19 protein-coding genes are annotated in these 19,319 nt (G+C 63.5%); 9 read left to right on the top strand and 10 right to left on the bottom strand.

Annotated elements, in window-relative coordinates:
* The 4 genes from ACFQW6_RS03465 to ACFQW6_RS03480 all read right to left on the bottom strand — a co-directional run.
* Positions 1-811: FlgD immunoglobulin-like domain containing protein (locus ACFQW6_RS03465; protein WP_378541326.1), on the bottom strand; the 811-nt coding region annotated here is incomplete at its 3' end.
* Positions 812-1,445: 634 nt separating this feature from the next.
* Complete coding sequence (locus ACFQW6_RS03470) at positions 1,446-1,607, bottom strand: hypothetical protein (RefSeq protein ID WP_378541328.1); 162 nt, start codon at positions 1,605-1,607, stop codon at positions 1,446-1,448.
* On the bottom strand, positions 1,608-1,829 hold the full coding sequence (locus ACFQW6_RS03475; RefSeq protein WP_378541330.1) for a hypothetical protein: 222 nt from the start codon (positions 1,827-1,829) through the stop codon (positions 1,608-1,610).
* 230 nt (positions 1,830-2,059) lie between these two features.
* Positions 2,060-2,509, bottom strand: coding sequence for a hypothetical protein (locus ACFQW6_RS03480; RefSeq protein WP_378541332.1), 450 nt, complete (start codon positions 2,507-2,509; stop codon positions 2,060-2,062).
* 434 nt (positions 2,510-2,943) lie between these two features.
* Between ACFQW6_RS03480 and ACFQW6_RS03485 the strand changes: the two genes are divergently transcribed.
* Positions 2,944-3,288 (top strand): hypothetical protein, encoded by a 345-nt coding sequence (locus ACFQW6_RS03485; protein WP_378541334.1) that lies wholly within the window; start codon positions 2,944-2,946, stop codon positions 3,286-3,288.
* A gap of 74 nt (positions 3,289-3,362) precedes the next feature.
* Here ACFQW6_RS03485 and ACFQW6_RS03490 read toward each other — a convergent pair whose 3' ends face one another.
* Positions 3,363-3,695, bottom strand: coding sequence for a DUF6174 domain-containing protein (locus ACFQW6_RS03490; RefSeq protein WP_378541336.1), 333 nt, complete (start codon positions 3,693-3,695; stop codon positions 3,363-3,365).
* A gap of 1,563 nt (positions 3,696-5,258) precedes the next feature.
* Between ACFQW6_RS03490 and ACFQW6_RS03495 the strand changes: the two genes are divergently transcribed.
* Together ACFQW6_RS03495 and ACFQW6_RS03500 are read left to right on the top strand one after the other, a co-directional pair.
* The gene (locus ACFQW6_RS03495; RefSeq protein ID WP_378541337.1) at positions 5,259-5,444 is read left to right on the top strand and encodes a hypothetical protein; all 186 of its coding nucleotides are present in this window, start codon (positions 5,259-5,261) and stop codon (positions 5,442-5,444) included.
* Positions 5,437-6,141, top strand: coding sequence for a hypothetical protein (locus ACFQW6_RS03500; RefSeq protein WP_378541339.1), 705 nt, complete (start codon positions 5,437-5,439; stop codon positions 6,139-6,141). The genes ACFQW6_RS03495 and ACFQW6_RS03500 overlap by 8 nt, the downstream gene beginning before the upstream one ends.
* 706 nt (positions 6,142-6,847) lie before the next feature.
* Here the strand turns inward: ACFQW6_RS03500 and ACFQW6_RS03505 are convergent.
* The gene (locus ACFQW6_RS03505) at positions 6,848-7,333 is read right to left on the bottom strand and encodes an Hcp family type VI secretion system effector (RefSeq protein ID WP_378541341.1); all 486 of its coding nucleotides are present in this window, start codon (positions 7,331-7,333) and stop codon (positions 6,848-6,850) included.
* Between the two features lie 568 nt (positions 7,334-7,901).
* Between ACFQW6_RS03505 and ACFQW6_RS03510 the strand changes: the two genes are divergently transcribed.
* The 4 genes from ACFQW6_RS03510 to ACFQW6_RS03525 all read left to right on the top strand — a co-directional run bounded on the left by ACFQW6_RS03510 (position 7,902) and on the right by ACFQW6_RS03525 (position 11,349).
* Entirely contained in the window at positions 7,902-8,351 is a 450-nt protein-coding gene (locus ACFQW6_RS03510) for a hypothetical protein (RefSeq protein WP_378541343.1), read from the top strand.
* A 17-nt stretch (positions 8,352-8,368) separates the two neighbouring features.
* Positions 8,369-9,481, top strand: coding sequence for a DUF2235 domain-containing protein (locus ACFQW6_RS03515; RefSeq protein WP_378541345.1), 1,113 nt, complete (start codon positions 8,369-8,371; stop codon positions 9,479-9,481).
* 280 nt (positions 9,482-9,761) lie between these two features.
* Positions 9,762-10,109, top strand: coding sequence for a hypothetical protein (locus ACFQW6_RS03520; protein WP_378541347.1), 348 nt, complete (start codon positions 9,762-9,764; stop codon positions 10,107-10,109).
* 10 nt (positions 10,110-10,119) lie between these two features.
* Positions 10,120-11,349, top strand: coding sequence for a caspase domain-containing protein (locus ACFQW6_RS03525; RefSeq protein ID WP_378541349.1), 1,230 nt, complete (start codon positions 10,120-10,122; stop codon positions 11,347-11,349).
* Between the two features lie 566 nt (positions 11,350-11,915).
* On the opposite strand, the gene ACFQW6_RS03530 is transcribed toward ACFQW6_RS03525, so the two are convergent.
* The 4 genes from ACFQW6_RS03530 to ACFQW6_RS03545 all read right to left on the bottom strand — a co-directional run bounded on the left by ACFQW6_RS03530 (position 11,916) and on the right by ACFQW6_RS03545 (position 16,127).
* Positions 11,916-13,007, bottom strand: coding sequence for a hypothetical protein (locus ACFQW6_RS03530; RefSeq protein WP_378541351.1), 1,092 nt, complete (start codon positions 13,005-13,007; stop codon positions 11,916-11,918).
* 1,430 nt (positions 13,008-14,437) lie between these two features.
* A complete protein-coding gene (locus tag ACFQW6_RS03535; protein WP_378541353.1) occupies positions 14,438-15,415 on the bottom strand; it encodes a hypothetical protein in 978 nt (325 codons plus the stop codon).
* Positions 15,412-15,837, bottom strand: a complete 426-nt coding sequence (locus ACFQW6_RS03540; protein WP_378541355.1) for a RusA family crossover junction endodeoxyribonuclease — start codon at positions 15,835-15,837, stop codon at positions 15,412-15,414. The genes ACFQW6_RS03535 and ACFQW6_RS03540 overlap by 4 nt, the downstream gene beginning before the upstream one ends.
* A 74-nt stretch (positions 15,838-15,911) precedes the next feature.
* Positions 15,912-16,127: a molybdopterin-binding protein gene (locus tag ACFQW6_RS03545; protein ID WP_378542589.1), complete on the bottom strand. Its 216-nt coding sequence runs from the start codon at positions 16,125-16,127 to the stop codon at positions 15,912-15,914.
* Positions 16,128-16,369: 242 nt separating this feature from the next.
* Between ACFQW6_RS03545 and ACFQW6_RS03550 the strand changes: the two genes are divergently transcribed.
* Positions 16,370-17,506 carry an SIR2 family protein gene (locus ACFQW6_RS03550; RefSeq protein WP_378541357.1) on the top strand — a complete coding sequence of 379 codons (1,137 nt, stop codon included), beginning with the start codon at positions 16,370-16,372 and terminating at the stop codon, positions 17,504-17,506.
* A 389-nt stretch (positions 17,507-17,895) separates the two neighbouring features.
* The gene (locus ACFQW6_RS03555; protein WP_378541359.1) at positions 17,896-19,197 is read left to right on the top strand and encodes an ATP-binding protein; all 1,302 of its coding nucleotides are present in this window, start codon (positions 17,896-17,898) and stop codon (positions 19,195-19,197) included.
* The last annotated feature ends 122 nt before the right edge of the window (positions 19,198-19,319 follow it).

The raw sequence follows: 19,319 nt of genomic DNA on the forward strand, positions 1-19,319 counted from the left end.
AGCGGTAGGTCGTGGCCGGTTCGGGGGTGGTGACCACAGGCGCTACCGCGTCCACCACGGTGACCGGGACGCTGCGGGTGGTGCCGGAGTGTGACGCGCCGAGCGGGTCCTTCCACGACATCTGCGCGAACACGACCCGGGTGCCCGCGCCGCACTCGTCCACAGAAAGGTCGTCCCGGAAGGCGCCGTCTGCTCCAGCCGCCGTGGCTCCGCCATCGACGCAGTAGCTGCTATTTGTCGATGTGCCGGCGCGGAACCGCATGCTGGTGACAGGGAGGGATGCGGGAGGTTGCACGGCGAGCGAAAGCGTGCCCGAAACCTCGGCGTCGTCACCCACGCCGGAGATCGCCGGCTTGCCGAGGCGGTTGATCCCCGTCGACTGGGTGACGTCGGATGTTGTCCCATCGCTGGCCGTCGCAGTGATATCGATCGTGTAGGCGCCGTCCTCCACGGGCTGCCCGGTTCCGTCGCGGAAGTCCCAGGCATAGTAGCGAGACCCGCTCGGCACCGACACCCCGGTGAGTAGCGTCCGGACGACGCCCAAGTCGGCATCGCGGACTATCGCCGTCACGTTCGCCGGTCGGTTGAGATAGAAGCTGTAAGACACAGACTCCTCGGCGTCGGACAAGACCGGGTAAATGTAGCGAGGGGAGTCGGTGAGGGTTACCTGCACCGGCGGTTCAGCCGCCGTGCTGGCCGCCAGCGTGCCTGATAACAGGGCCAGAGTCGATACCAGCACGGCCAGGCTGATGCTGCCGCCCTCGGCGGCCTTGCGTAGGCGTGCCACAACTGTCCGTCGTCGATCCCCCATGGCGTCGGATGCTAAAGATGCGCAGACCCCAGCGGGCGGAATTGCCGTTGCCTGCGCGAAATCTTGACCCTGCCGCGCTGAACGCACGATAGGTCTTCACCCTGAAGGAGGTGCAGCGCACGACGCGAGGCGGGTGAGCGCGGCGTAGTGACCCATTATCGGCATCCGAAAGGGAACAACACGTCCGGCCACGACATGGCGCTTCTGCTCGTACCGACTGTCTGGCTCTTGCTCGAAGTCATTCTGTGTTGAACAAACGCCATTGGGCTCGCAGCAACCGACGAAACTTCCGTCGGGCATTGGGCCAGACAGCCGTTGCGGCTGACCCCAGAAGTGTGCTGAGGTCTTCGGTGCCGGCCGCGCGGGCGAGGTTGTCGTGCGCGGCCGGGTCGTGCGGTATCGGGGCAGGACGCGTGGTGGTCGCAGCAGGCCGCGGGACTCGAGGTCGCCGATGAGCGGCAGGACGGCGTTGTGGACGGCTCGGCCATCAGCGCCTCCCCTTGCGTCCGTGTAGTGGGGGTCTGACCTTTGGTTCAAGCACGCAAGTCCGCAGATCGCGAGTCGGTCTGCGCGTACGCCTCCGATGAGCCAAGGGACCTTGTCGGACCGGGTAGGTGGTGCGGGCTGCGTACACCTAGTCGGCGGGGCGCCAGGACGTCATCACATCGTGGGCCTCGTCGTCGGTCAACGCGACCACGTCGCCACTCGTCAGGTCGACACGGGCGATCTCGCCCTCGTCCTCGGTCGCGTCAGCAGTGAACATCAGATGTTCGCTTTCCGGCGACCAGGTCGGCATTCAGTCGTCATTGCCTTCAGTGGTGACCACCTTCCACGCATGCGTTCCGTCGGCCTCCATCGCCCAGATGTCCTCGTTCCAGAGCACCGGGTCCGTGGCGTCCGGGTCGCCGGAAGATGCGACGAACGCGATCTGGGTGCCGTCCGGCGACCAGTTGGTCTCACACGCCCCTGGCGGCCCTTCGGTCTCGAGCTCCGACGCCTCGCGCGTTGTCGGCGGCAAAGCTAGACGCCTCGCCTGGTGACGCCGAAAGGCGGCGGAATGACTGTGAGGATCGTCAACCCCTGAGAGGGCAGTTCGGACCTCGAAGCATCGGTCTTCAGTCTGTGTATCCCTGGCGGGCCGGCTGCGGCAGGATCACCGAAGGTCGATTGCTGCACGCACGAGCGATCCACGGGCAGATCGATGCCTCCTTCGCACGATCAGACCCATCCGTACTCGGTCGGGAGGTCTCAGTCCAGGAACCACGACACGAGCGTCGAGGCTAGCGACGAGGTGACCAGCCACGTGATGGTGCTAACCGTGATCGCGACGGCCAGCATCGTGACGACCCGCGCCGTCCAGGTCGCTGCACCGCCCCGCGCGGACCACCAGAAACCGACCCACAGCAGGATCCCGATTGCCACCATCGGCCCGGCCACAATCGCGTAGATCCCGGCCAGCCCGACCGGGAAGCTCCATGCGGTGTCGTACGGCCACAGCTCCATGTAGTCGATGCCCCAAGGCATCTCGTCGAGCGGGAACCGGTCGAGGTCGTTGACGTAGTAGGGCATCAGCATGGAGACCGCGAACGAAGCGGGGAGGGAGGTCGCGATCGCGAGCAGCAGCCATGGCGCCCACCATCGCGGAGTGTGATCGCGTGGCAGCGCAGCCTCGCGGATCCGGTTGTCCAGGTCGGGCATACGTCCAGGATGCAGCTCCGGCTCCACGTGCCAAGGCTGGTGGCAGCCGCTTACCCGGAGCGGGGTACGGGGCAGCACGGTACTGACGCAGGGGGCGCATCGGAACTGATGAAAGCACGGAGTTGAATCCCCTCACATGCGGCTCCAGAGCAGCGCTCATCGCCGGAGACGCGCACCATCAGCGGCAGATCCGTGCACTGGCACGCACCGGCACGCGTCTGCATCGATCCGATAACGGCCCCGCCGAGCAGGGCGGTTACTACGCCACACTCGCTGCAAAGACTTGTTCAAAGTATGGGGTGACCGTGCCGAGACCTCGAATCAAGGGGATCGCCTGCGTACTTCTTTCTGCGTGCGCCGTCCTGGGAGTTACCGCCTGCGGCGATGAAACCAGTCCTGCACGGGCGAACCCGAGTGCGGACGCTGACTCACCGGTGATCGCGCAGCCCGAGCGCGCCAATGCTTACCCCGAAGCACAGGTGTCCGGGGAACTGAGCCTGCGTGACGGCTGTCTCTTCGTCGGCCCAAACCTTGTGGTGTGGCCCTACGGCGCGACATGGGACGACACGGAGGAGGCGGTGACCTTCGACGCTCCGCCGTTTGCAGACGCCCCTCCGGCCAGGGTTGGCGGCCACTTCGAAGGTGGCGGCGCCTACTACTCCGACGACACAGATTTCACGTCGTGGTTCGGGGCGGAGTTCGGGGGTTCCATCGCCGAGTGTCAGGCAGCGACGAATACGCGAGACGTTGTGTACGCCTATCCCTCGATGCAAACCTAGAGGTTTGCGCCACAAGCCGCGGATGCACGGTTCGCGGCAGATGAGTGCGTTCGACATGGGTCCACACCCCTTGTTCAGGGCAGCGGCAGGAGGTCGGCGACCTCGTAGCATTCCTCGTCGTCGACGCCATTGGGAGTGGGGTCCAGGCTGAGCGACCGAGGGACACCCACCTCGTCCACCACGTATTCGACGACCTCGTCGGGTCGTGCGGACTCAGCCAAGTCAGCAAGGTCTTGCAGGGTTGGCACCTCAGCGAACGTCGGCTCGTATGGATAGTCGTCGTTGAGGTTGTCGACGTCGCTCACTTGTCCGTCGCGCACGGTGACCCGGTAGTCCCCGATCAGGCCTCGCTCCCCGCATGAGGATGTCAACTTGAACGCGTACGACCTTGGGAGCGTCGTCTCCACGCCGGTTTCGGACCAGGTGGCATCCTCAGCCGGGTCTGATTCCGTCTGATCGCCACAGCCAGCAAGCGAGGCGCACGCAACAACGAAGAATGTGGCGGTCGCGGCACGGCGTCTGGTCACGACGTGTAGACGCACCCGGCCGGGTATCGGTTCCCGACCAACGCCAGTCGCTGGGCGCGAGCCACGGTGTTTCCGGATCTCGGCAGATCCGGTAACTCAGGCACGCCATCACGCGGCGGAGTGACGCTGGGCAGCTACGCGCGGATCGTCGACAGGAGCGCGGACGCGCCCCTGTCATCGTTTCGTTCGAGGCGGGGGTTGCGGTGCTTGAGAAGACTGTTAAGCCACGCTCGGCCTGTTCGCGCCACCGCGAACACCTGCCGTCCTGGTGCCGGGGACTCCGAGCCCGAGCACCGCGCATAACGCACTGACAAACCTCACCACCTTTGGTGATTCGCGACGGCCAATCGGGGAGCACGGTGGCGAGAAACGGGCGGAGGTTTCGACATGGGATTCTTTGGTGATCGCCGACGGCGTCGGGAACTAGAGGACGGAATAGACCGCACAGGCCAGAGCCTGAAAGACGTATTCAGAGCAGCCCGCGGGCGCGACCGGCAGTTCAGGACCTGCGCTGAGTGCAGTCGCGAGATCGAACCGGGACGTGATCGCTGCCCGAAAGGGCACCCGGCCTAATGTCGAGATGGTTCGCGGCAATCGCGGCTCTCGGCCCCGTCTTCGCCCTCGGCACCCTAGCCATTCCGTTCATCCTTGCGGGGCTGGGGTTCTCCAGAGCCTCAGAGGCAAATGTTGAGTGGAAGAACGACACTTTCGCGGTGGTCATGTTCGCATCGGCGCTCGCAACCGCTCTAGTGTTCTGGGGTCCGTCGGCATACCGCTCGTATCAGTGCTCGCAAATTTCGGCGCAGAGCGGGCAGGGAGACTTCGGTGACCAGTTCGCGCGTGCTCGGGAGTACGACCGACTCGCTTGTGGAGAGTGACGAACGGGCTGACTCAATATCACGGCAGTCCTCGCGGGCACCGTGCGCACCATGACCACCACTGGAGGCGCACATGAGCGCTTACAAGCAGCCGACCTTCCGGCGCCACGTCGATGCCGAGTACTCGCTGGACTGCCAGGTACGACCGTCCGTCAAGAGAGACTCGCTCGGCCGAGACTGCTCTCCTCACTGCCCCGCACGTGGTCCTGAGCGTCGCGGTGCGCTCAACCCGGTCTGTCCCACCGACTGCGCTGCGAAGATGCGCCGCCCCGCGCGAGCCGTCTATCAGTTCATCACTCGGCCTTGCGCGCGTCGTAGAGCACGACATGTTTCTGCATGTTTGGGGAAGGACGCGACCGCACTCGACCTCGTTAGCAGCAGGTGCCGCCTGGCGTCCTTCGAGATTGAGTCCTCGGCTTAAAGGCTGAGAGAAGCACCCCGAGATGGAGGGTGCGAAGGGCGCCGCCTGCGCGTAGCGACCCAGTCGAAAGCGCACCGGCGGACGGTCGAGAACATGTGATGCGATGTCCGTGGGTCTGTCAGTGGCCGCGGCTAGTCTGCAGACATGACCACCAAGATCCGCAGAGTTACCGAGGGCGACCTCCTCGCACGTCGCGCCGAGATCCTGCAAGAGATCGGGATCACGAGGGAGGAACTCGAAGCGAAGGTCGAGCAGGGTGGACTTGCGGGCCGCGAGTGGTCCGCCTGGTCCGAGATTGAAGACATCGACTATCTCCTCGGCCGTGACTGACCAACCGCCTCAAGAGCTCCTCGATCAAGCAGCGAACTTCGGCGACGCCACGACCCAGCTTCTCCAAGAATGCTTCGAAGATGCGCCTGCGATGGAACTGGTCATCAAGGGAACGCGTGCAAGCCTCGCTCCCGAGGGCCAGACCGACAAGCGAGGCGGCATCCCCTTGCTCGCCCGAGGTCAACGTCTCGCCTCGCTGCCTATCGATGTGCTCTGCCGACTCGACGCGACTCTCACATACCTAGCGGTCGACAAGTCCAAGATCTGGGTGGTCGCCGGCGTGGACTCGACGCCAATCTTTCGGTTCGAGTACCTGTACGACGCCGACTGGGTCCCTCATTCGCACATCCAGGTTCATGGGGAGCGGGGAGCTCTCGCGCATCTGCTCTCGCAGACCGGCCATCCCCGGCCCCACAACATGTCTGCATTGCATCTGCCCACCGGCGGCGCCCGCTTCCGACCCAACCTCGAAGACGTTGTCCAATTTCTAATCGTCGATTGCCGCTTCGATGCGCTCGACACGTGGCGTACTGCCGTTGATCGCGAACGCGCCGAATGGCGGCGTGTGCAGACCCGAACCGCTTGTAGAGCACTTCCCGAGGAGGCCGCGGCACAGCTCGAGACGATGGGTTACAGGGTCACCCCACCTGACGAGGGGCATCCGCCTCCCGGTCGCAAAGCACTCGGAGGCTGGTAGTTCCGAACCTCTGCCGATAGGCGGCGGAATGCCGCACCGAGGAGCGGGGCGACGGCGTCCCAGTCCAGACACCTGTGGCCAGCCCTCAATGGCGGCGCCCTCGTTGACCTCGTCCTGGGGCTGACCGTGGGTCGGTTTCAAGCGTCGTTGCCTACGACGCTGGCGGCATCGTCGGCCAGGTGACCGGCCGAAGTGGGTCTTGTTGGCCGTTGCAACCAAGCGCACACTGACGATGAGCAGTGAGGAGTGAGGCAGTGAGCATTTTCGAGAGCATTCGGTGCAAAGTGGGTTGGCATTCTTGGGAGCCGCTCGTCAGCGACATGACTGGCGAGGCCCACCACAAGTGCTTGTACTGCGGCAAGGTCAAGAGTGTCGATACAGGGCATCCCCCGGAAGCACACGACAAGTCGCAGATCAACCATTGAGAGACCGCGGCCTGGGGCCCTCGGGCTGGTCGACCTGCTCTGGCGCCAGTCACACGCACGCGTAATTGTCCTATCCCCATCGGACCGGCCGCGGCGTCATAGTGCAGCCGGGACTCGGTCATCAGCGACAGCAGAGTGCTTGGCAGAAGAACATTCCCGTCGGACCCGCAGGTGCGGGTCCCGCAGCGCCGACAGGCGGCAAAAGGACGCAGGCTTCGCGGCCCGACGCTGATGCGGTGATGGTGTGGCCGCCGGCGCAAGCATCGACCCGGCTCGGCGTCTCAGGGGGGCGTGTTGTCTTGAAGGTTGTGGTCGAACGTGCTCGCCCCCGCTTTTCGGCCCTTGGGGTTCTGCGCGTGATACTTCACCTCAATTGAAGCGAAGGCCAACGTCACCGACTCGGTCAGTAGGTCTTCACCGCCAGACCCTCCGGTCTGATAGCTGGTGACCCTCACGTCCTTCATGCCGATGCTGTAGTACTCGAGCTTGCCGTTGGCCCCGGCCTTGCGAACGATGATCCTCGCCTCAGGGAAGTGGGTCCCGAGTGACACCGACTTCAACAGCTCCGCCGACGACAGGTCGACGTGCTTGGTGATGGCGATGTCTTGGAAGTCCGCCTTCGTGGAGCCGCCACCGCGGCCAGTTTGAGGCGAACCTGAATTGCTCACGCCCCACGACCACGCGAGGATGTCGATCTTTCCGGCATGCTCCTTGTCCTTCGATTCGCCCTTCACCGGGCCGAGGTCCAAGAACATGTCGAGTGCCATATCTTCCCCCGGTTCACTAGTCCCGTTCAGCGTCGGACGTCAAAACGCTCGGGCTCATGGATGGAGTGCCGTGCCTCGATGATAGCGAGGACCACGTCCGCCCGGGAGACTGTCGACCTGCCGATCTGCGTCCGTAGAGACAACGGGCCAGGAGGGTTGGGAGCATCCCGCGGTCGTGCGTGCGGCGAGTCGCATGGCCCCAAAATCGACAATGTCGCGCCGAACTGAGCCGCATTAGATGGAAAGCCCACGAGCACGCGCGGTTGCTCTCACGCCGATGGGCCGCCACCGCGAGCCAACGCCACAGACTTGCCGCATGCCGTCCCAGGTCGCACGGGGTTGCCATCCCGGCTCGCGTGCGCTTCTCGGGCAGGGCGCCGAGAGCTACCCGAGAATCGACCGGGAAGCGTCCACCGCCTGTTCGGCGGCGGAAAAACGCACCGTGCCGCGCGTAGCAGGTGGATCCAAGTTCGTATGAGATTACTTCTAGCCACGGTGCTGTCGAGCGGCGATGCTGTAGGCAGGCGCCATGGCAGCGCGGACTTCTCTCGGATAGTGAGGTCGCCGAATGATCGAGCCGCATCAGTGGACATTCATCGAGCTTCGCGGCGACGCGTCCGGGCCGCCGACCATGAGCCGTTGGTTCCCCGAGGTGGCTGCCGGCGAGGAGGTGTTGACGCGAGTCGGGCACTGTTTGGTTGTTCGCGAGGTTGATTGGGTGGGCGACGCTGACCACCGTGCCACCTTCATGTTGCAGCATTGGGACGGCGTCAACGAAAGCACCCAGTCGCCGCTGCTGTATGCACCCGACTCGGCTGCCGGGGGATCCTGGCGCTCACAACAAGGAGCACTAGTGCCTTTGGGCCGCGTGCTCTACACCCGGATTGCGCTCGGCTCCATCATTCTGATTCGCGGCTACTGGCTGCAGGAACAGGCGCTCGCAGACCTGCAACTCGCTCCAGCGGAGCGGGGAACCCAGGTGGAAATGCGACTCCCTCCTCCGGACTTCAAGCTCTGAATGAGTCAGGATCTGTCGTGAGCAAGAACGTAGTGCTCTGCCTCGACGGCACCAACAACACGATCAAAGCCGAGCAGAGCAACGTTCTGAGGCTTTACGGCGTGCTGCGAAAGGACCTCCCTCACCAGCAGGTGTCCTACTATCAGCCGGGGGTGGGCACCTTCAGCTCTCCGGGGACTTGGACGCCTGTTGGTCGCAGCCTCACCCGGCTCCTCGGATTGGGTTTCGGATTTGGCTTCCGCCAGAACTTGGGAGACGCCTACCGGTTCCTGATGTCGGTCTACGAGCCTGGGGATCGCATCTACCTCTTCGGTTTCAGTCGTGGCGCCTATACCGCGCGCGCCGTCGTCGGCATGCTCGACATGTTCGGGGTCTTCAGGCGAGGCACCGAAAACCTCGTGCCGCATGCTGTGAACCACTACGTACGTCGGGTCGACGACAAAACGATCGACTGGGCTCTGGCTCGTCAGTACGCCGCCCTACTGAGCGGACAGGGAAACTCTGAGGGCAACGACCACGTAGCCGTGCACTTCCTAGGTCTCTGGGACACGGTCAACGCCATCGGCACCCTGCGCCGCCAGATCACCCTGCCGTATACCTCGATCCTGCCGCATGTATCTGTCATTCGACATGCTCTTGCCATCGACGAGGTTCGACGCGCCTACCGCCCCTACTGGATCGGATCCCGCGAACGCTTGCGTACGCACACGACTCCGCCTCCACGCGGGAACGTCGAAGAAGTGTGGTTCCCAGGTGTCCATTCGAACGTCGGAGCGATGTTCAAAGACGAACAGCCGGTCTCGTTGATACCGCTCCTTTGGATGATCGACGAGGCGTGCGAGCACGACCTCTACGTCGACGAGCACCGTGCTGCGGAGCTGCGCAAACTGCTGACTTGGGACCTGGCGGCCGCACCGCTGCATGTCATGGGTGGACCTTGGAAATTGATGGGACGGTCCCGTCGCCGACTACACACCCGCCCCCGCGTCCACGCCAGCGTCCGACACCGCATCAAAGCGGACCCGGAATATGCCCGACGGTTGCCGCCGAACATCCAATACGTCGACGAGGAATGGCACCGCTCAATCACTCAGAGCAATCGTTCAGAGGACGAGCCGGCGGTTGAGTGAGCTTGGACGAGCTTCCATGACGGCCGGGCGTGCTCGAACGATTACTACCCAACGAAGCGCATCGACAGGGGGATGGCCATGGATCAAGAGGTCGGATTGGCGGAGGCGGTCCCCTGAGTGAGGGCCGAGTTCTTCGCGGCACAGGCGGAGGGGGCCGATTCCGCCAGTGACTCCCACCGCGGGCGCTAGCGGGTGCGCATCAACGATGACAAGATGGTGCAACCGGGATGACAGTCCCAAGGCTCAATGAGCTCGGAACGATCAGAAAGGGCTGGGTAGAATGAAGTTCGACCTCACCCCACAAGCACCCAATTCTTCCGACGACGCCCGCCTCGTAGGGGAGTTGATCGATTGGCTCCGAGCGGATCGCCCGACGGAGACGCAGGTAGCGAAAAGGTCTCATGCGCCGTCACCAGAGGAGATGGGCGTTGCTGAGTACGTAGAGGCGGTCGTGGCGACAACCCCGGCGGTGACAGCTCTGCTCCTTACGATCAGGACCTGGATCAAGAGCCGTACCGGAAAGGTATCGGTTCGTATCAAAACTGAAGATGGCAGAGAGTTTGAGGTGGATGCTTCAAATGTTGACGACGTAGATGGTCTGGCAACCAAATTGACCACCGACAGGTAGCGCCTCGCAAATGCCTTCTTTCGATCCCGCTGGTGCAAGGGCGGTCCTGATAGGCGCAAGCCGATTCCCCCGCGATGAGCAGAACTTGCCCGACCTCCCTTCCGTCGTAAACAATGTCCAGGACCTTGAGCGGGCGCTCGCGGCGGAAGACATCGTCGGCATCCCTCTAGCCAACATCGTTAAACTTCTCGATGTCGAAGAGCCGTCTACCATCGCGGAGCAGCTTGCGGAGACCGCGGCCGCCGCCGAGGACATGCTACTCGTCTACTATGCCGGCCACGGCCTCATCGGCGAGACTGCTAATCTTTTGTTGAGTACGCCGAAGACTAAACACGTTAGCGGAGAGTACTCGTCCCTCCCCATCGATACAGTGAAGCGGGCGATTCGCAGTTCGCCCGCAAAGACAAAGATTCTCATCCTGGATTGTTGTTTCAGTGGCCGAGCCATCGACATCATGAGCGGCGAGGCGGACGTCGTGCGCGCGAGCGTCGATGTAACAGGCACCTATGCGATGGCGTCCGCGCCGGCCACGAAAGCCGCGTCAGCACCTGCTGGCGCTCGCTATACCGCGTTCACCGGCGCACTATTGGAGACTCTGGAGCGGGGAATTGACGCCGAAGCAGACGAACTCACAATTGAAACTCTTTTTCAGGAGCTCAAGGCGCGACTCAACCGGGAAGGGTCACCCGAACCACAACGAATAAACTTTCAAGGCGCAGACAAGTTTCGTTTTGCGCTGAACCGGTACCGTCATGCAAACAATTCGTCCGCCATCCGACAACTCGAGGCGCGTCTAACCGCCTTGACCGAAGAAGTCGCCCAATTCAGGCGAGTCGTTGAGGCCGCACCACAGACAGACCCAATAGCTCTCGAGCGGCGGATAGACGCGCTTGAGCATTCAGCTATGGCGCCGGTACCCGCTCAAGACCCTCCGCTTAGTCCCCGAACGAAGATCGGCTCGCTGAACTTTTTCTTGCTCTTTCCGACGGCCGTGGTGGCAGGATACTACTTCCTATTGTGGAACTTCACAGACGCAAGAGCGGATGTACTGTCCCTGCTTATCATATTCATGCTAATCGCTGCGGTTCCTTGCATTTTCGGCGCTTATGCCGTTACAACTCAGACGCGCACCTTTGAGCGCATCTTCGGGACTTGGCTATTACCGCAAGCGGCCCTGTGGGGTGGACTAGTGGCTGGCTTGGGTGTATACATCACCTACGTGACGTTCCCCTACGGATAAAGACGGGCTGCAACGGTAAGCAGAATTATCTGCTACGACAAACTGCTGCGGGATCCATTTCGCTCCCCGAGCGATGTCGTGACAGATTTGCCGACGAACTTCGTAATTCGTGCGCCCATGACCGCTCGCCTGCTGCGCAACAGTCCTGCTCCCGCAGGACGGATGTCTGCCGTCGATTGGGGTCGGAACCGGCTGGGGACACGACTCCACCTAGGCGCAGTCCCATGTAACAACCCGCATCGCCTGTGCTGAGCTGCGCGTTGCTGGTGCGACTGGAGCACCGCCTACCGGCGGTATCGTGGCGGGGTCCTGGGCGGCCCGCCGGCCAGTGGTCTGGTGGGCACGGCCGACTCTGCCCGAACACTTAGCGGCACCGGTCGTGCGCGTAAGGCCTGACAGAGTCGGCCTCGCCCAATCCTGTATGACCGTCTGTGCGACGGTTTTGCAGGACGTGGCGGCGCGTGCCTCCACTCTGACTGTGGCCCGACCAGCGTCATCAGTCGCAAGGACCGATGGCGCTGGCAAGCGGCGCAAAGACGCACTCTTCAGAGCGACGTAATATCCGTTCAGCGCAGAAGATCAACGGCGACGCTGGCGCTCCAATACGTGTCTGGCCGAGCCGCAGGCGCCACTCTGGTCAGCGCCCGAGTTTGGCCGTCATCGACGTTCCAGGTGATCAGGCCGCGGGTGGACTCGTAGAACCAGAGGGTGTCATCGTCCAACCATCCGCGCGGCCAACCTGCAGCCTCGCCCCGGCCGAGTCTCAGTCGAGCGACCGGCGCCCAAGACCGCATCTCGACGGCCACGAGCTCGCGGTTGTAGCCAAAGACGGCGTGGTCTCGCCCCACTGCTGCTCCGCGCCGGGCCAGGAGGTGAGGTAGTGCAACTACTGTCCGCAACTTCGCTTGGTCGCGATGAACGGTGCGGACGGTCTTGTCTCCGCGGCGCGTGAACGTGACGACGGATCCGTTCGCCGCGAAGCCGTCGATAGGTAGGACGTAGGAGGCGCGTCGAAACTTCTCCGTTTGCGGGTCGAGCGCCCACGTCTTTTGCGTCGATGCGCCGTGCAGCCGCATCACGTTGGTGCGGCTGCCGTCAGGCCGCCACCGAAGGTAGCGAGTGTGGTCGCCCGGCAACGCCACCTCGCGAGGGCGGACCGTCAACAGATCGAGCAGGACGATGCCAGCAGTGGTGGGGGCGGCCCATGTGGTGCCGTCAGGTGATAGTTCGCCGGCGCCATAGGTGTCCACGCCGGGATGCGTCGAGGCAGGCAGTCCAAGGCTCTGCATCTTCAATGAGCGCCATTCGCCATCGAGCCCGAGGAAGAACACCGTCTCGGCTTCCCACGCACCACGGTCATCGAACGACTCGCGCGGGTGATACGCCATCAAAGCTCTACCGGGAGACTCAGCGAGCAGATCGGGCAGGACACTGTCGTCAGGTGGGAACGCATTCGGCAGCTTCGAGTCCGCCCTCGGAGGCTTGCTGCTGATCCGGTCGATCCGAGCAGGGGCAATCGGCCACGGCACCGAGCTGCGTCCGTGGGCGGCGCTGTCGGATGAGCCGGCCACCACCTCGGGAGACGGGGGCGCCGGGCCGTCGGGCGCTCCGGCGTCAGAGCACCCCAGAGTGACGAGCAGGATGGCGATAACGCCCACCCGAGCCCGCCGCCCCCTTTGCATGTGCAAACAACACCACAACGGTGAACCGGTCGACGCAGGCTTGACGGCATCGAGGGACATTTTGGGCTGCGCCGGCAGGCGGCGAACAGACTCACGTTTGCGGATTGCTGGGCGCGGTGCCGCGCGCCCAGCGTGTGGTTGCAGGAAGACAGTCAGCGCACACCGACAGGGCGCGGGCGCGTACGCGCGCCATGACTCAACACCTATACGCTGGAAGGCGGCTCGGCCCGTCGGCCGCGCGAGTGACTCAAGGCGGCTGCGCCCTTCCTCTCGACGAGCCTTCGGCGCGCGCTGGGGATGTTGGGCCGCAGAGCGTTCAATTCTTTGTCTTCAGAGGCAAGGGCTCGCGTTAGACGGCATCGGCTCAAGATGAACACAGCCGTGAGTAGGGAACCGAACACTGCGGCTAGACCAAGCGCATCAGCGATGCCGGGCAACGCCGTCGCTCCACCGTAGAGCCAAGTCACTATGGCGCTCCAGATCAGAAGGGCTACGACGGGCGCCGACAACATAAGCGCGCCACCGATGATGCCGAATGATGCCCAATGGTCTGCTTGTGCGCGGATCCGTAGATCGACTCGGCCCGATGCGGTAGACCGAAGGAAGGCGACGCGTTCCGCTGCGCGCTGCTGCCAACCATCGAACGACTTCACGACGGCGAAGAGAAACGCCAGCGTAATAAATCCGCACCAGCTTAGAACCGCTCGGATCTCGCTATGAGTTGTCGCCGTATCACTTAGAAGCAGTGCACCTGTAACAACTAAACTTGCACCCGAGAAAAGCGTCCATAGAATCTGAGTCCGCGTAGCTGCAGGGTACTTCTCGTATGCCACAAGGAGGAGTGCTTGGTCATCGACGAACTCCTGCATCTCTTGGCGAGCGACTGAAGTCGTTGTAGTCGCTGGAAGTACCTCGACGGCCGCGCTGAGTGACTTACGAAGGCTCGCGACCAGACGGAAATGCGGCAAAATTGAGAGGGCAACAAGAGAGCCCACCACACCCGGGATGTACTGCAAAACCTGGTCCATCGGCTCCCCTTGAGGTCGCGGACTGCCCCACCGCCAGTCCGAAGGGCCAGTATGAGTGAAGCGTCTGTGATTACGCGTAGGACGATGGGAGCGCCGCTCGCGTTCCGCAGATCCAGAGCCGTTAGCGGCCGCCAAGCTGCGACGCGGTCTCGGGTGATCTCCTGGCTCCCTTGCTGGTCGGGAGTCATGGCGGGGCAGGCGGTGGAAGGATCGCTGCTCCTTCGGCGGAGAAGCGATGGTTCCGCTCTTGCACCTCGTTGGAGTGCTGGCCAATCAGTTTCACCCCGACACCGGGATAGCGCCGAGCACGCGACTCTCCCGTCGCCTCGTACTCAACCCGTTACGCGGAATGCGAGACGCTGGTCTCAGCCACCGTAGCTAGTACTCCTGGGGCCAAAGTTTCCAGAACCGGCTGATCCCATTGAGCGCACCGATGGCTTCCTCGCGGATGGCTTCAGGCACGCTGGCGTAGGAACGCTCGATGATGGTGCGCGTATCAAGTACTTCGTCCTCAACCCCGATGCTTGGCAGTTCCGAACGGGCATTCCCTTCAGTCCTGCTCGTCTCGTTCCCTGCGGTAGGAGTCAGGATGGTCTCAGCCTCTCCCTCGTCCGTCCGCGTGGCAGGCCCGAATGTTTCGCTGAATGAGGCAACAACTTCGCTGGTGTCCATGAACGCTAGGTCGACGAACCGCCGAACGTTCCTGAGGTTCCGATCAACCTCGGCCCTGTCGAGGGATCGTCCGCCCAGACGTGGGTGGACGACGGAGTTCCTGATGGAGGCGAAGCCTTCGACTATCGCGGCGTCGTCAGGAGCCAATACGCCTTCGACCTCGAGCTCAACAGCGAGGGAGCCGATTCCCACATCGCGACTCGAATGCACCGCATTCCGGGCAGCGATGACCTGCAGCGCACCTTCCAGAACAATGCCGCCGAGGGCGACGGCCCCTTGGAGGAAGGCCTGCTCTTCGCCGTCAGACACGAGCGTTTCGGCGGTTGTCAGCGCCTGTAGCAGTCCTGCGCGAGTCGGCAGACCAACGAACGGATGTGGCAGCGAGATGACGTCCAGGCGTGCGTTGGGCAGAGCCTCCACGCGGCGAGCGAAGGACTCGAGGCTCTGATCACGCTCAGCCTGGCCGGGGCCTGTGCGCCGGACCTCAACGAACACGGTTTCGCGTCCCCGGGTCGCCACGAAGTCAACCAGGCCAGCGAGCTGGCCGATGGTCCCGAGCCCCTTCAATTCGAGCGGCACCTCGTCCGAGGCCGTCGCGTGGACTTCGTATCCTTGACTCAGGTACCACTCGAGGGCCGACGCGAGTGCCTTCTGCTCCCAGCTAGGAATGCTCGCCTGGCTCATAGCAGCACCTGGAGGTCGGGCGGCGTGACGACGCGGATGTGGACGAACTGGGATCCATGCACAAAGGCAGGCGCAAGCACGGAGCTCATGCCCTGGACGATGTACGCACCGCCGAGGTTCCGCCGCGCGCAGTACACGTCAGTCAACTGCTTGTCGTCCTTCCAGACGATGCCCGTCATGGCGTCCAGTATCGGCTTCGCCATGTTGTCCAAGTCCAGCTGCCACTTGCCCGGCTCGTAGTAGGCGATCACCACGGCAAGCGCTCCCGGCTCAGGCGGGGCGGATCCAAAGGCCGCGCTGGCCGCGGCCGCGACGTCATCCTGCCAGTCCTTCTTGAGCGTGGAGTTCTTGGCCTGTGCACTGATGGGACGTCCGGGCACCACAAACTCCACGATGGGATGGGTGCCCGAGAATGCCGCCACGCGGCAACCCTACGGGCCCGACCCACGGGTCTCTGCTCACGTAGCCCGCGAGTGCGCGTGCGGCGGGCGCGCGCTCACTCCACGCCGAGAGAAACTCGGTCGAGTTGATGAGAACCGTCACCTGGCTGCCCACCGCGATCCCGAGGTCCCTCAATCGACTCCCGAGTGATGGCCGAAGTGACGGACTGGCCGCCGGAGAGCTCGACCTTGACGACAGACATCGCCCCGCCCGAAGTGATGGCCGTAACGGTGCCGGCAAATTGATTACGGATGGACAGACGCGTACCGATTCTCCATAACGCGAGTCGGTGCCTGGAACCTACCCGTTCACGAGGGGTTGTGCGGCCGTCCGCTCAGTGGCAGATCCGAACGTTGCACGACCTCCGCGGCGGGCTAGGTCAGGCGCCAACCACTGGCCTGTTGCCCGGTGCGACGCGGGTCGATCGACCCGGGGGACATTCGCATCGATTGTCGGCGTTTCCCGGTAGCGTCCGGCGGTATGAGTAGGCCACCCGGGGGAGACGGTGAGAACGTGCCGAGCGTCACGGAGGATCTGGACAAGGCAGGGCCCTGGGTGAGAGTGCCGGGGGAGGAGAAGTGGCAGTCTCTGCAGGACTCCGATGGTCGCGCGTGGAGCGTGTTCGAGTCCCTCGGTCTGGCTAGCTACCGCAGCGAAAATCTGGTCGTCCTCCTGGGCTTGGGTACGTCCTTGGGGTTGACGGGCAGTGACGGCAAGGCACCCACGATGGCCGACTTGTTCAAGAGCGTTAGGACGTTAGAGGGGTTCGACCATGCGGCCGAGCTCGCTCCGACTGCTGTTGAGGCGGGTGACGTCGAAGCGCTGCTCTCGGCCTGCCAGATGCAGGTGGGACTGAGAGACGACGAAGTCACTAAACAGTTCTTGAGCGCCGCCGAAGCGGTAGTCCTGCAGGCGTGCAGCTTCGTGGACGACACGACCGACCTAGGCACACATGAGGCTTTCCTGCGGAAGGTTGGGCGACGCGCGACCAGGCTCGCCCGCACCAAGGTCTTCACCACGAACTACGACCTCGCCATCGAGCGAGCAGCAGAGGCAACCCGCTTCACGCTCCTCGATGGTTTCGGTCCGACCGCAGGGGGGCTCTTCGACGGAGGCAATTTCGATCTCGACGTCGTGCGCCGCGCGCCGGACGGGACGCTCCAGCTTGCCGCGAACGTCATCCAGCTCTACAAGCTCCACGGATCCGTGGATTGGGACGAAACCAACGACGGGGTACGTCGGGACACGACCCCCGGGAATCCCGTCCTGATCTACCCCTCGAGCATGAAGTACCAGCAGTCCTACCGTCCACCGTACCTCGAATCGATGGCTCGCTTTCAGATGACGCTGCGACAACCAGAGACAACCGTGATCGTCGCCGGCTTCGGCTTCAACGACGCGCATGTAGTGGGCCCATTGCTCTCGGCAGTCCGGTCGAACGTCTCGCTGCGCTTCATCGTGGTCGACCCAGCGCTCCGCGACACCGAGAACGAGTCCCTGCTGACATTGACCCGCCTCTCGGATGCACGTGACGAGCGGATACTGCTCTTCGCCGGCACCTTCGCCGAATTCACCACTCGCCTTCCCGACATGGCACCTCACGACGCGCACGAGGCTCATGACGAGCGAGTGCGAGGCACGTCGATCTGATGCAATTCCTTCACCCCTTCATTCCTGAGCGACTCGCCGGCACTGTCATCGCGGTCCAAGGATCTGAGGCGACGGTGTCCCTGCCATGGGCAGGTTTGGCGCCAGTGTCCCTATTCGGCCAACCGATCCTTCGAGGCGAGGTCGGCGAGTTCCTTCTTTTCGCATGCGGACCCTTCGCTATCTTCGGTCGACTGGTCAGCCTCGAGGCACCGCGGGCTAAGCGCCCCGAGGCCAGCACGACACCTGACGCCCAGGTCGCGACCGACGTCGTCGGCACCGTCCAACTCTTGGGGACGCTCCGGCTCGATGGGAACTTCACCCGCGGGGTGGAACGTCACCCACGGGTCGGGGACTTGGCATACGCCGCTGACGCTGACGCGATCAGAGCTGTGTTGTCGTCCGAGGTCGACACTGACGGCGCGCGGCTGCCGCTCGGCGTCCTGCGTGGCGGGCAGAACGTGGCTATAGAGGTGCCTGCCGAGGTGCTGTTCGGTCGGCACCTGGCCATCGTTGGATCCACCGGCGGTGGCAAGAGTTGGACGTTGGGGTCCCTCCTTGAGCAATCCGCACGCGAAGGAGTGCGAGTCCTCCTCTTGGACGCCACCGGTGAGTTCGCTCCGCTCGACGACTTGGCTGAGCACATCTCAGTAGCCATCTCGCCCCCAGCCAATGGATCGCAGGCTTGCTTGCCACACCGCCAGCTCAGCGAGTCCGACCGGCGCGCCCTCTTGCGGCCCTCAGCGGGAGCTCAGCTACCGAAACTTCGTGCGGCGATCCGTTCCCTTCGACTGGCGCAAGCGCTCGGGGAAGGTCATTCGCTGATACATGACGGGCTGCTCTCGAAGGCGAACCGGCCGCGCAAGCCATACTCGGACGCGTGCTTTGAACACGCGGCAGTTCTCGATGACCCGCAAGCCCCCTTCGACATCAGGAAGCTCAGCGAGCAGGTCCGCCACGAGTGCGTCTACGAGAACGACCAGCGAGAGGGCACGAACTTTGGCGGCTGGGCGATGAACGAACTCAGTTACTGCAACACGATGATCGCTCGCATCCTCGATCTCACCTCAACCACTGAGGTCATGGACATCCTCGACCCGCGTCACGCAACACCGCCGCCCTCCGTGCTCGACCTCATCGACCAATGGCTCGCTGGTGACGAGTCCAAGAACATTCTGCGCATCTCTCTCGCTGACCTGACCTTCGAGCACAACATGCGTGAGATCGTTGTGAACACGATCGGGCGTCACCTCCTGGCTCGCGCACGAGACGGCGCATTCCGGCCCCGACCCCTGGTCGTCGCCATCGACGAGGCACACCAGTTCTTCGGGCAGGGCGTCGCGGACGAGTTCGTGGCAGCCTCGTTCGATTCCTTCGACCTCGTTGCCAAGGAAGGGCGCAAGTACGGTTTGGTGATTTGCATGGCGACGCAGCGTCCTGGAGACCTGCCCGCTGCGGTCCTCAGCCAAGCCGGCATGCTCCTGGTTCACCGGTTGACTGAGCGTCGTGATCGCGAGCGCGTGGAGCAAGCAGCGTCCGAGCTAACACTCGCGGCCACCCGTTTGCTACCGGCGTTGGTTCCCGGCGAGGCTCTAATCGTTAGCAGCGAGTTCGCTGTTCCGGTCCCCGTTCGGATACACCGACCGAAGCGGCCGCCAAAGTCAGATGGTCCGTCATTCGCGCGCACGGAGTAGAGGGCAACGACGGGTCTGCTGCACGATCCGTGACAGCCTGACCCAGCCAGGACTGCGGCTGGCGACCGAAGCGACCGGCGACGCGTGCACATTCCCCATGCAACTTTGGCGGGCGACCTCTA

This window comes from Nocardioides sp. GCM10028917, assembly GCF_042666175.1.
Lineage (GTDB): Bacteria > Actinomycetota > Actinomycetes > Propionibacteriales > Nocardioidaceae > Nocardioides.